Source organism: Acinetobacter sp. LipI_23 (genome assembly GCF_058243045.1).
Map to the genome: position 1 here is coordinate 3,078,935 of NZ_JBZAYJ010000001.1, position 12,412 is coordinate 3,091,346.

11 protein-coding genes and 1 pseudogene are annotated in these 12,412 nt (G+C 42.2%); 5 read left to right on the top strand and 7 right to left on the bottom strand.

The window, feature by feature from the left end; all coding sequences use genetic code 11:
- Positions 1–94 precede the first annotated feature (94 nt).
- The 3 genes from sodC to AC4CVD_RS15230 all read left to right on the top strand — a co-directional run bounded on the left by sodC (position 95) and on the right by AC4CVD_RS15230 (position 3,427).
- Positions 95–646: a superoxide dismutase family protein gene (gene sodC, locus AC4CVD_RS15220; protein WP_005401320.1), complete on the top strand. Its 552-nt coding sequence runs from the start codon at positions 95–97 to the stop codon at positions 644–646.
- Between the two features lie 216 nt (positions 647–862).
- Complete coding sequence (yccS, locus tag AC4CVD_RS15225; RefSeq protein WP_490753388.1) at positions 863–3,013, top strand: YccS family putative transporter; 2,151 nt, start codon at positions 863–865, stop codon at positions 3,011–3,013.
- Positions 3,014–3,127: 114 nt separating this feature from the next.
- Complete coding sequence (locus AC4CVD_RS15230; RefSeq protein WP_004977999.1) at positions 3,128–3,427, top strand: DUF3817 domain-containing protein; 300 nt, start codon at positions 3,128–3,130, stop codon at positions 3,425–3,427.
- Between the two features lie 106 nt (positions 3,428–3,533).
- Here the strand turns inward: AC4CVD_RS15230 and craA are convergent, their stop codons facing one another.
- The 7 genes and pseudogenes from craA to AC4CVD_RS15265 form a co-directional block, all read right to left on the bottom strand.
- Positions 3,534–4,763 carry a chloramphenicol efflux MFS transporter CraA gene (gene craA / locus AC4CVD_RS15235; RefSeq protein ID WP_490753389.1) on the bottom strand — a complete coding sequence of 410 codons (1,230 nt, stop codon included), beginning with the start codon at positions 4,761–4,763 and terminating at the stop codon, positions 3,534–3,536.
- Between the two features lie 249 nt (positions 4,764–5,012).
- Positions 5,013–5,903 (bottom strand): pirin family protein, encoded by an 891-nt coding sequence (locus AC4CVD_RS15240; RefSeq protein ID WP_490753390.1) that lies wholly within the window; start codon positions 5,901–5,903, stop codon positions 5,013–5,015.
- Between the two features lie 87 nt (positions 5,904–5,990).
- Complete coding sequence (locus tag AC4CVD_RS15245) at positions 5,991–6,380, bottom strand: hypothetical protein (RefSeq protein WP_490753391.1); 390 nt, start codon at positions 6,378–6,380, stop codon at positions 5,991–5,993.
- A 39-nt stretch (positions 6,381–6,419) separates the two neighbouring features.
- A complete protein-coding gene (locus AC4CVD_RS15250; RefSeq protein WP_053579251.1) occupies positions 6,420–7,352 on the bottom strand; it encodes an IS5-like element ISAba12 family transposase in 933 nt (310 codons plus the stop codon).
- 53 nt (positions 7,353–7,405) lie between these two features.
- Positions 7,406–7,687 (bottom strand): annotated as a pseudogene (locus AC4CVD_RS15255) (AbiH family protein); the annotation flags it as partial.
- A gap of 94 nt (positions 7,688–7,781) precedes the next feature.
- Positions 7,782–8,153 carry a hypothetical protein gene (locus tag AC4CVD_RS15260; RefSeq protein WP_004978014.1) on the bottom strand — a complete coding sequence of 124 codons (372 nt, stop codon included), beginning with the start codon at positions 8,151–8,153 and terminating at the stop codon, positions 7,782–7,784.
- Positions 8,154–8,293: 140 nt separating this feature from the next.
- A complete protein-coding gene (locus AC4CVD_RS15265; protein WP_004978025.1) occupies positions 8,294–9,703 on the bottom strand; it encodes an FAD-binding oxidoreductase in 1,410 nt (469 codons plus the stop codon).
- A gap of 364 nt (positions 9,704–10,067) precedes the next feature.
- Between AC4CVD_RS15265 and serA the strand changes: the two genes are divergently transcribed.
- Both serA and AC4CVD_RS15275 read left to right on the top strand, forming a co-directional pair.
- A complete protein-coding gene (gene serA, locus AC4CVD_RS15270; RefSeq protein ID WP_004691438.1) occupies positions 10,068–11,300 on the top strand; it encodes a phosphoglycerate dehydrogenase in 1,233 nt (410 codons plus the stop codon).
- Positions 11,301–11,438: 138 nt separating this feature from the next.
- Complete coding sequence (locus tag AC4CVD_RS15275) at positions 11,439–12,314, top strand: EamA family transporter (RefSeq protein WP_005401326.1); 876 nt, start codon at positions 11,439–11,441, stop codon at positions 12,312–12,314.
- Positions 12,315–12,412: the final 98 nt, after the last annotated feature.

The following is a 12,412-nucleotide window of genomic DNA, read 5'->3' on the forward strand; positions in this document are numbered from 1 at the left end:
TATGTCAGATACAAAAACACTCTACGGACAACATTGAACCGAGGCCTTGGCTTTGTTTGAATGGTTCTGAATTTTAAGGAAAAAAGGACCCAACATGTTGTCTTCTGCTTTCAAACTAAGCGCACTTGTAACTTTAATCGGTTTAGGGACTGTGGCATGTACCACTACTCCCACTGAAACCAACACGATGGTTAAAGATGTCGATGTACACGCCGTTTCAACTGCAGGTGTGGGACAAAAAATTGGCACCATTCGTTTTATTGATAGCCCTGTTGGTTTAGCGATTCAAACCAATTTGACTCAACTTCCACCCGGCCCACACGGTTTTCATATCCATGAAAAAGGTTCGTGTGATGTGGCTGAAAAAGAAGGAAAACCTGTGGCTGCTTTAGCCGCTGGGGGACACTTTAACCCAGAAAAAGCACCAAACCACGGCACACCACTGAATGGCCATATGGGTGATTTACCGATCTTGAATGTCGACTCGGCAGGTAATGCAAAAGTCAATTTACTCGCTCCTCGCTTAAGTTTAGCTGACGTTGAGGGCTTAGCGGTGATGGTACATGCAGGTGGTGATAACTATTCAGACACCCCTAAACCACTTGGCGGTGGCGGTGACCGTATCGCCTGTGGCGTGATTAAATAAGGCTATCGCCTTTGCACTGTGAATAAAACAGTGTTCTGACCTCGTATCTGTGGATAAGTTTCAACTTATACACACAATGCAGCGGAGCCATGCTCTGCTGCATTTTTATTGTCATAGGTGAATTTTTCATGCAATGGACCACAGCATTAAATTGACAGTGCCCTGAAAAAAGTTCAGGCTAAAACCAAAATAAAACTAAGCCTAGACTATTACATCGTGAACAATCTTCGTCAGTGGTTTCAGTCCTTTCAGTCCAATGCAATTTTTATGTATTGCTTGCAAATTCTGATTGTGTTGAGTGGTACAACCTTAGGTTTATATTTTTTAGGACTGCAACAGCTCATCGTTCCGACCACATTAGGCGCAATTGCAACAGCCTTAACTGACTTCGATGATCGGCTCAGCATTCGTCTTAGAAACCTTGCCTATGTCTGTATCTTGTTCTTTAGTGTTAGTAGCATTTTAGATTTTTTACATCCTTATAAATTCTTTTTCATCTTATATTTATCACTGTCTAGTGCTTGTTTTATTTTACTGGGGGCACTGGGGCAACGCTATGCAGCGATGAGCTTTGGCACCATTCTACTTTCCCTATACAGTATGTTTGGCCTAGGTGAATATTCGGCTTGGTACTTTCAACCCAGTTGTTTTGTCTTGGGAGCATTGTGGTATGGCTGTACCGCCATTGTGTTTTATATCCTTAAACCCACCTTGGCCGTTCAGGACAACTTAGCCCGCTGTTTTAACCAAGTTGCCGATTTGCTCAACGCGAAAGCACGTCTATTCGACCCAGACAATCGAGACAATGTAGAAGCGCTGCTCTACGATTTATCCTTACAAAATAGTACTGTGGTGCAAAGTTTTAACCACACCAAAAGCTCATTACTGACGCGACTAAAAGCGTCTCGCGCCAACCAAAATACGATTTATTGGCTCAATCTCTACTTTCTCGTTCAAGACATTCATGAACAAGCCAGCTCTAATTATTTGCACTATGAGCAGTTACATCAAAACTTTAGCCGTACTGACCTCATTTTTCGTATTCAAAAAAATATTCGGCTGCAAGCCCTTGCCTGTCAGGCTTTGGCACGGTGTATCTTAGCCAATCAAACCTATGTATCAGATCCAACGACTACTCAGGCATTGCTGAATTTACACAGTTCCATGCAGGACTGGATTCTAGATCATCCACGCAATATTGAAGTCAAAAACCTACAACTGATTTTAAATAATTTGGACAGTGTGCATGAACGTTTTCAGCACCTCAACGAACTACAATCGCGCCAAGAACAACGTTATCAGCAGCATATTGATAACCTCAACTTATATGATGATGATATCCATGATTGGCATGATCTGTGGCTCAAACTCAGCCAACATCTCACCCCCCAATCCGCACTGTTTCGCCATGCGGTGCGTATCGCCTTTGTCTTTGCTGTCGGTTATGGCATCTCGCTTCTGCCCTTTGCGCAACATGGCTATTGGATTTTGCTCACCAGTTTATTTGTTTGCCAAATGCGTTATTTCGCCACCAAAAACCGCTTAAAAATGCGAACCTTGGGCACTATTTTGGGCGTTGTTTTAGGGATTCCACTGCTGTATTTCGTGCCGAGTATTGAAGGACAACTGCTACTAACCATTATTTTTGGCGTGTGTTTTTTCTATCTCAGTTCCAAGAAATATGCCATGGCGACCCTGATGGCAACACTCATGGTGCTGCTGATTTTTAATTTAAAAGGTGCAGGCTATGCCATTATTTTACCACGAATTATAGACACCCTCATTGGCTGTGCCATTGCTTGGTTCGCAGTGAGTTTTATTTGGCCCGATTGGGACTTCCGCAATATTTCCAACACCATAAAAAAAGCATCCGATGCAACCCTCAACTATTTCAATGCCATTTGTGAACAATATCAACACGGCAAAAATAATAGTCTCGCTTACCGCAGTGCGCGACGTACTGCGCATAATGCCCAAACTGAACTGGCGAACATGATCTCCAGTCTTAGTACTGAACCCAATCCAAACCCAGAACTGGTACATCATGCTTTTCGCTACTTGGTATATAGCCACAGTCAACTCAGTTATATTTCTGCTTTGGGAAGTCACCGAGAATTGGTGCAGGATACACAAGTGCTGGAACTCATGCTGTGGTGTCAAAATACGCTAAATCATGTACTGCTCCATCAGCAGGCATTAGCTGAACTCGACATCCAGCAAAAACTGGCAGAGATTAAACGCTTAAATGCGCAAGAAACCATGAATCAGAATTTACACTTGGTACTCAAACAAATCAGTCTACTACTGGAAACTCTGCCCGAATTGCTGAAGTTAAAAACTGAACTGCTCGCCCGAGACATTAAATAAAACGGATGACACAACGACGATCTTTAAAAGGTTCATGATGTACGGGTGTATTGTGGTTCATTTTTATCTGGTTCTTGCGTACACTCGAGCTTCATTCTCATAGATTTTTTGACCATGAACATTCAGACATTACGTGTTGTAGGATTTTTAGAAGGGATTTCTTTTTTACTATTGTTATTCGTTGCGATGCCAATGAAATACATCTTTGATAACCCGATCCTAGTCAAATACGTGGGTATGGGTCATGGCGTATTGTTTATCTTGTTTCTCATCGTGCTGTTTGTGGTCTGTGAAAAGCAAAAATGGTCTTTGAAGATGTTTATTTTAGGTTTGATCGCTTCAATCTTACCTTTTGGGCCTTTTGTGTTTGATGCCAAAATTAAAAAATTGGAACCAGAGCAAGCTGAAGCCTAAATTTAAAAAAACTGGCTTTAAAAAGATCTTTTAGAGCAGTAATAAAAAGCGCCCATTCAAATGAATGCGCGCTTTTTTTATGATGTGAACTTCGCTGAATTCAATCTTAGTAAACACCACGCTCGAGACGTTTTTGCATCACTTTTTTCACGGTCGCACGTGGAAAGCTAAACCAAAGTGCAATCAATATCAGGCAGACCAAACTGTAGGCCCAAAGACCATATGCCACATAAGCCATGCGAACCAGTTCAATCACGAAAAAGAACGTAAACATCATCAGTACCGAAACGGCTGCAGCAACCGTCCCTTTGGACACTTCCGATGACATCAAAGCAAAGCGATATAACACAGAAAAACTGATGCCTTCGCCGAAGCTCACCAAAGTCATCCCCACAATCAGTAACGGTAAGAAATAGCTTTGGAAAATGGTGCCGAGCACCACCAACAGCGTACCGACGAACATTAAAGGCAAACCGAGTAACACAGTTTTACCCAGTGCCATTTTGTCGATGACTTTAAGCAATACAATGTTGCCCAGAATTAGCCCCCCCAAGACGGGGAACTGTGCCAAGCCGTATTGCATACTGCTCAAGCCAAGCTCCTCGACCAAGATCACGGGTGACAGTGCAATCCACAGCATCAAAGGCATGGCGACCATAGGCAAACCAAAGGTGAGCGCCAAAAAGGTCTTATTTTTATAGACCGTTTTATAGTCATCCCAAATATAGCGCAGCGGCTTTTTGGGATGACGCTGCTGTGCCGCAGGCATTTTGGCTTTTAAACCAAACCAACTTAAAAAAGCCAAAAAGGCGATGCCAATAAAGCCCCAATGCCATGACACATGGTCAATCATAAACGCGCCCACTACTGGGCCAAGCAGCGGTGCCAGCAGAGAAATATTGGCCATGAGTGCCATGACTTTAATGGCATCACGCTCTTCAAAACTTTCCTGTACTGCGGCATAACCCACCGCAGAAATCATCGATAGCCCCACGCCTTGTAAAAAGCGGAGTGCCAAAAAAGACTCAATATTTTGAGTGAGTAAAATGGCGAGGCAAGTCAGCACAAAAAATGCCACACCTGCGAGCAACACTTTTTTACGGCCTAACCGGTCTGAGAGTGGCCCAAGCAGCCACGCGACACAGGCACCGCCCAGTAAATAAAAGGACATAGAGGACGGTGCCCATGCACTGCTTACCCCAAAGTCTTGGGTAATTGCGAGCATAGCAGGCTGGACTAAATCGTTACCGATATAGACCGAAAATTCGAATAAAACCAATGCCAAAGGAAACATCAATGTGGCACGGTTTAACTTTAAAGTTTGTACGTTTTGCATTGTTATCTACATATAAAATGCGTACAAGCCTGAGCGAAGTCCGTTGGAGGGAGAGACGACTAAGCCCAATGGCAAGCACTGTAAAATTAAATAAAAAATGTAATGGGTGCTAGAAATGCACACTGGTTTTACGCTGTATTCACAAAGCGTTTTTAGAAAAGGTGTTATTAAAATAGACCGAGCCGTGACACCAACAAAGCTCAGTTAAGCTATTTTAGCAGTGTTGCATCTGTTTGTATTGTTACTTTTTTAAGTTTCATCTGTCGCATTTGGTTTGGTACTAGGCGCAATAAAATGCCCTTGTTTTAAGTCCTCATACGCCTGTAAAACTTCGGTGAAGCTGTTCATGACAAAATAACCGCGTCCATAAATCGGTTCATTTAAAGGCTGCCCACTGAGTAATAAAAAAGCGCTGTCTTGTACCGCTTTTATTTCAAGGTGCTCGCCATGATTGGACATGACTGCCATCTGCTGTGCTTCTATCATTTCTCCACTATTGAGCTGAAGACGACCACTACGGATATACAGCAGTGTCGTTTCGCCTTCCAATGCAGGTAAAACTGTTTTTGTTCTTGCTGTAAGCTGAATATCCAACACGTTCATAGGGCTATGCGTTTGAGCAGGCCCTGTCTGGTTTTCATAAGTCCCTGCAATCACCCTGACCGTTCCTTGGGCTTGCGCTAACTCAAGCTCTGGAATGGCTTCATGACTCAAGTGTTGATAACGTGCAGGATTCATTTTATCTTTGGCAGGCAAATTGACCCACAACTGGATCATTTCAAATGCCCCACCTGTTTTGGAAAATGCCTCCCTAAACACTTCTTCGTGCAGTACTCCTGCCCCTGCCGTCATCCACTGTACATCCCCTGCCCCAATCACACCGCCACTGCCTGTAGAGTCCTGATGGGCAAGTTCACCTTGATAAACAATGGTTACGGTTTCAAAGCCACGATGCGGATGTTCACTCACGCCCTTTTTTAAGCGAGTTGGCCGTAAATAACTCGGGCCGATATGATCGAGCAATAGAAAAGGTGAAACCGAATTTCCCAGTTCATAGTGTGAAAACACAGAGACGACTGGGGCAAAGTCGCCAACAGCCGTCCGTGTACTTTCTGAGTGAATAAAGGCAAGGGTTTTCATTTTATTCTGCTTATCATTTGAATAATTTGATCATAGCCTACCAAACAACCCCGATCGATAGGTTAGATGAGTTTCAGTGTTTTGAATTTAGGATGCTTGATCTACATCTGGGCTTTCTTGAGCAAGAAATTTAATTTCTGGGTTAGGCTTAAAGCAAAGCCATTTATTTTTCATCCATTGCTCAACTTTGTCTTTACCCAAAATAGCCAACAAATTATTGAGTAATGAAAATTTTGCAGTTTTATTAAAGTAATAAACAGTAACTCGAACATTCCGATCGATATCATCATTTAAACCAAATAAATCTAGAATGTAATCTTTATCCGAAATATCTAGTGAATGTCCCCAAATTGTTATTTCTAAGTTCAATTTACCCTCATTCTGCTTTGCCCTAATTCTTCTATTTAAATCATCACGATAATTGGATCTATTTTCACCCTTCAATTCATCTTTCAAAGCCAAAAGGCTTTGTTGCACAAAGATTTGAAATGCAAAGCGCCCCTAATTGAGCCAAATTTAAGGCGTAACTTGGGTAAGTGGTCGACCTAATTCCGTAAATCTGTTAAGGACTGCTACACGTGCATGGATCTCATTCACTTGGCTATCAAAACTCCTTGCACTGAGTTTATCTCCTAATAATTTGATGCAATGCATCTTAGTTTCAACCAAACTTCGACGATGATAGCCTGACCATTTTTTCCATAGTGTCCTGCCTAAACGTTTAATTGTTCGAAGTAATTCATTTCGCTCTAGCGAGCTACTCTTTGTATCTTTCCATGGTTTCGCATTTTTTCTAGGTGGAATCACCGCATGCGCTTGCCGATCTGCAATGACCTGACGGCATTGCTTGGTGTCATAAGCTCCATCGGTATAAACAGAGTCAATCCGCTCATCTTGTGGAATCTGATTAAGTAAATCACCAAGCACCTGTGAATCACTGACATTATTGGTTGTAAGCTGAACTGCTCGTATTTGTAGGGTTTTAGCATCTATACCAATATGAAGTTTACGCCATTGGCGACGATATTCAGGTCCATGTTTCTTGCGTTTCCATTCGCCCTCACCTAGAAACTTCATGCCTGTAGAGTCCATGAGTAGATGCAGCCCATCGCTACTTTTTTGGTAGCTGATTACAATATCAATATGCTTTTGTCTTCTACAAAGCGTGGTGTAATCTGGAGCTATCCAATTTAATCCGCAAAGTTTAATCAGACTTTGCACAAAGCCAGTAACCATACGTAAAGACAGACGAAATAAGGATTTAATCATTAAGCAGCATTGGATGGCTGCGTCGGAGTAGGTTTGATTTCGCCCTTGTTTGCCTTTTGATGGCGCATACCATTGCGTAGCAGGATCAAACCAAATGGCAATATTTCCGCGACTCATGAGTGCTCGGTTATATGCGGGCCAATTGGTTGTGCGGTAGATTTTGTGTGTAGGCTTCTTCATTTGAAAATTATATCGCTGAAAAACCCTTTACAGATAGGTTTGTGCAACAAAGCCTCTGAAAAGTAATGATACCAAACATTTTCTTTAAGCTTCTTTTGTAATTCTTCAACTTGTTCAACAGCTAAATTTATATTTTCAGTCTTATAGATTCCTTTTGTTTTATCAAAAAAATAGCTTTCTTTCTCATATAAAGCACCAAACAGATCATCAAAATTCATGTCACCTTTTAACACATCCCAATTTTCTATTGCTTCCATTGCGACCATAAAATGGTCGTACTTCGTCGGCAAATAGTGCGACAAATCAAAACCGTTCCCAACAATCAAAATATTCATTTTTATAAAACCCCAAAAAGCAAAAAAACGCATCAACCGATACGCTTTTTATGAGGCAAAATTGTCTAAAGTTCAACCATAAATCAAAGATTTATTATGAACACTTCGCTGTTTGGAAGTTCTTGGTATTTTTACCGCGCGCACATTGGTAAGAGGTTTTCGTCGCAGTTTTTTCCCAGTCGCCATCGACCAACTTAAAGTTATACACGGTACGCACCGATTTTACTGAATCATCTAACAAACCTGTTTCAGTCACTTTAACTTCTGCCGCGGTCGGTGACTCAACCGTATTAAAGTACTGGCGGATTTCAACCGTAGCCAACTCATTACGCAAATCTGGACGCTCTTTAAGTACCTGAGCCAACGGCGTATCTGACGAACCGACTTTATTCACTAACTCTTTGGTCGTCGCACAACCAGACAATAATCCCACACATACGGCCGAAGCTAAAATAAGACGCAACATAAATCCCACCCAAAATTCATTATTTATCAGTCCATCATGCCTTTTTTAGGCCTATTACACTATTTAGTAAATGTAATTCAGTTCCTTCAGCCATAAAAAAGCGCATCACGATGGATGCGCTTTTAAAATTCAATTCGAACTTAAAGATCGAATAATTTACCTGGGTTCATAATTCCGTTTGGATCGAAAACTTGCTTCAATGCCTTCATATATTCAATTTCTTCTGCTGAACGGGTGTAGTCAAGGTATGGTTTTTTGGTCATACCAACACCGTGCTCCGCAGAAATTGAACCGTCGTATTTTTTCACGGTTTCAAAGACATATTTATTCACCACCTGACATTTGGCAAAGAACTCATCCTTGCTTAAATCAGCTGGTTTTAAAATATTTAAGTGTAAGTTCCCGTCACCAATATGACCGAACCAGCAGATTTCAAAGTCTGGGTAGTTGCTTGCCACAATCGCATCAATTTCTTTAATAAATGCAGGAACGTGGGTAATCAAAACTGAAATGTCGTTTTTGTATGGTGTAAATGGCGCAATCGACTCAGAAATGTCTTCACGTAAACGCCATAAACTTTCCACTTGATCGAGGCTTTGGCTCAACACGCCATCCAGTACCCAACCTTGTTCCATGCAGTGCTCAAAAATTTCCATCGCCTTGTCCATAATTGGCTCAAATGGTGCTTCAAATTCTAACAATACATAGAATGGACATTCGGTTTCAAATGGACGTTGTACATGACCATGTGCCAACACTTTTTGCATTGCCAGTTCACCAAAGAACTCAAATGCAGTCAGGTCAATTTTTGCTTGGAACGCATGCAGTACAGGCATCACAGCATCAAAGTCAGGTACGCCCAATACCATTACTTGAAGGTCTTGCGGTTGGCGTTCCAGCTTGATTTCAGCTTCAGTCACCAAGCCCAGTGTCCCTTCACCACCAATGAATAAATGTTGTAGTGCATAACCCGTTGCGTTTTTGATCATACCTTTGTTTAGACGCAGCACATCACCCTTACCTGTGACTACAGTTAAACCGAGTACCCAGTTACGCGTCATGCCATATTTAATGACTTTAATACCGCCTGCATTGGTGCCAATGTTTCCACCAATTTGACTCGAACCCGCAGAAGCAAAATCGACTGGGTAATACATGCCTTGCTCTTCAGCATAGTTTTGCAACTGTTCAGTCACCACGCCTGCTTGGACTCGAACCATACGGTCTGCTGGGAAGAATTCCAAGATTTGGTTCATCTTGTCCATGCTCACCACAATTTCACCGTTGGCAGCGACTGCACCGGCAGATAAGCCAGTACGACCACCTGATGGTGTAATCGCAACATTGAACTCATTTGCAAGTTTCACAACCGCTTGCACTTGTTCCGTGCTCGATGGAAAAACGATGACTGACGGGTTTGGATCAAAATGTTTGGTATGATCGCGTCCCCAATTTTCAAGGCTATCCGCATCGGTTTTAATGCGGTTTTCACCTACAATTGCTGTCAATTGGGTCAATAACTCTGGGGTTAAAGCGACTGGAGCATTCATCGTTTTCAGACCTTGCAAGAAGTAAACAAGTTGTTTGTGGCGCTAGGGTTCTCTGCATGAAAAGCGCTTCATTTCAGTCTTTCCATGCCCTAAGGCTCAGGCAGTTCGTGAGTATTTAAGCAGCAGTGTGCAACTGGCTTATTTTCACGGAGTCATATTATAAGGCATTTTTTCTGTTTCCCGCAGAAAAAGCTGTTTTATTCAGGATACCTTTGAAATGATTAGTTTAATTAGACCAAAAAGACTTTTTTACGCACTATAGAGGCTAAAAATACCCAGCAGAGTCCGCATAAAGGAAATGTATATCGGGCGCGGTACGTGCTATTATATCGCCACTAAATTTGGCCTTTGTAGCGGAGCCGTAATGAGCCAACATCTTTCACTTCCTAAAGATAAAATTCGTTTCTTGTTGTTAGAAGGCGTTCACCAAAACGCAATCGACACACTAAATGCTGCCGGATACACCAACATCGATTATCGTAAAACAGCGCTTGAAGGTGAAGCGTTGAAAGAAGCGATTAAAGATGCTCATTTCATTGGTATTCGTTCCCGTACACAACTCACTGAAGAAGTGTTTGAAGCAGCGAATAAATTAATCGCTGTTGGTTGTTTCTGTATTGGTACCAACCAAGTGAACTTAAATGCTGCGATGGTTCGTGGTATTCCAGTATTTAACGCACCATACTCAAATACACGTTCAGTGGCTGAACTTGTACTTGCTGAAGCTATTCTTCTTCTTCGCCGTGTACCTGAAAAATCAACAGATACGCACGCAGGCGGTTGGAACAAGTCAGCGGTTGGTTCGTTCGAAACTCGTGGCAAAACTTTAGGGATTGTCGGTTACGGTTCAATCGGTTCACAACTTTCTGTCCTTGCTGAAAGCTTAGGTATGAAAGTGATCTACTTCGACACAGTAACGAAACTACCATTAGGTAATGCACGTCAAGTCGGTAGCTTAAACGAACTTTTAGCCAATGCTGATGTTGTTTCTTTGCATGTACCTGATGTTCCTTCTACACGTAACTTCATGACCAAAGAAAAATTTGCACAAATGAAAGAAGGTGCAATCTTCATCAATGCTGCACGTGGTACATGTGTCGTGATTGAAGACTTAGCAGATGCCTTGAAATCAGGTCATGTTGCTGGTGCTGCGGTTGACGTGTTCCCGAAAGAACCAAAAGCCAATGGTGAAGAATTTATTTCTCCACTACGTAACATTCCAAACGTGATCTTAACTCCTCACGTGGGTGGTTCAACCATGGAAGCGCAAGCGAACATTGGTTTAGAAGTGGCTGAGAAATTCGTTTCTTATTCAGATAAAGGCATGACTTTATCTGCGGTGAACTTCCCAGAAATCGCGTTACCGTTAACTGAAGGCAAACACCGTTTACTTCACATCCACAAAAACGTGCCAGGCGTGTTGTCAAAAATCAACAACTTGTTTGCTGAACATGGCATCAACATCTCAGGTCAGTCTCTCATGACCAAAGGTGATGTTGGTTACTTGGTGATGGATGTAGACGCAACAGCATCTCAAGAAGCTTTAGATACTCTACAAGACGTTGAAGGCACAATCCGCGTTCGCGTATTGTTCTAATTCGACTCTATTTAAAAACCACAGCTGCCAAGCTGTGGTTTTTTTATTTTTGAATACTTGTTAAAGTTTTATGTGCGACCCAAGCACATTCTCCGCTACTTTTCGCAAGTATTCACTTCCCTATCTAGTATTCTAATAATGCCAAATCTAAAAAGTACTCCCCACCTCCAAGCAACCTTTTTATTGCTGATTGCAATGCTTAGCTTGCAAAGTAGTGGTTCATTGGCCAAAGTGCTGTTCGATCAATTTCCCATTTTAACCGTTTCCGCCATGCGCTTGCTGTTGGGATCAATCATTTTGGCCGTGCTGTTTAAAATTTGGCAGGTTGACTTTAAGCAAGTCAAATATAAAGCCATTCTCAGCTATGGTTTTGCTTTGGCAGGCATGAACTTATTGTTTTATTTATCTATTGCTCGCCTGCCGCTTGGCATTGCAGTGTCGTTTGAGTTTATTGGCCCGCTCAGTGTTGCTCTGTTTTATGCCAAACAACGTTTTGACTTTGTTTGGGTCGGGCTGGCTATTTTAGGTTTGGTTTTACTGTTTCCTTTCGACCAAGCAGCTCAACCTTTAGACCCTCTTGGGATCGCATTTGCACTAGGTGCAGGTGCATGTTGGGCCTTGTATATCGTAGCGGGACAGCGACCATCGGGTGTTTCGGGAAATCATACCGTGTGCTTAGGTATGTTTGTCGGCATGCTGATATTAATGCCGCTTGCCCTTTTCAGTGGTTTACCCACAAATGTGTTTGAACCCTCAAACCTGATTTATTTCGTGGCTTTAGCAGTTTTAGCCAGCGCTTTGCCTTTTAGCTTGGAAATGATTGCGCTACGCAATTTAACCGCTCTAAGTTTTGGAACGCTCATGAGCCTTGAGCCTGCCATTGCAGCACTATCTGGTTTTGTCTTTCTAGGCGAGCAACTATTGTGGTCACAGTGGCTTGCACTTAGCGTGATTATCATGGCATCTATTGGTTGTACCTATACAGCTCAGAAAAACCGCCAAGCTACAGTTTAAACGATGTAATCCAGAGTTTGAATTTAGCTTTTAAATCCAACGGCTCTATCGATTACTTTTAAATTCATGTCGTTGCATTTAAAAAATCAGCTTATTCA

Bases quoted from the DNA above. Each gene is read 5' to 3' on its own strand.
- sodC (WP_005401320.1), top strand. From the start codon at position 95: ATGTTGTCTTCTGCTTTCAAACTAAGCGCACTTGTAACTTTAATCGGT.
- AC4CVD_RS15230 (WP_004977999.1), top strand. From the start codon at position 3,128: ATGAACATTCAGACATTACGTGTTGTAGGATTTTTAGAAGGGATTTCT.
- craA (WP_490753389.1), bottom strand. From the start codon at position 4,763: ATGCAAAACGTACAAACTTTAAAGTTAAACCGTGCCACATTGATGTTT.
- AC4CVD_RS15240 (WP_490753390.1), bottom strand. From the start codon at position 5,903: ATGAAAACCCTTGCCTTTATTCACTCAGAAAGTACACGGACGGCTGTT.
- AC4CVD_RS15250 (WP_053579251.1), bottom strand. From the start codon at position 7,352: ATGAAGAAGCCTACACACAAAATCTACCGCACAACCAATTGGCCCGCA.
- AC4CVD_RS15260 (WP_004978014.1), bottom strand. From the start codon at position 8,153: ATGTTGCGTCTTATTTTAGCTTCGGCCGTATGTGTGGGATTATTGTCT.
- AC4CVD_RS15265 (WP_004978025.1), bottom strand. From the start codon at position 9,703: ATGAATGCTCCAGTCGCTTTAACCCCAGAGTTATTGACCCAATTGACA.
- serA (WP_004691438.1), top strand. From the start codon at position 10,068: ATGAGCCAACATCTTTCACTTCCTAAAGATAAAATTCGTTTCTTGTTG.
- AC4CVD_RS15275 (WP_005401326.1), top strand. From the start codon at position 11,439: ATGCCAAATCTAAAAAGTACTCCCCACCTCCAAGCAACCTTTTTATTG.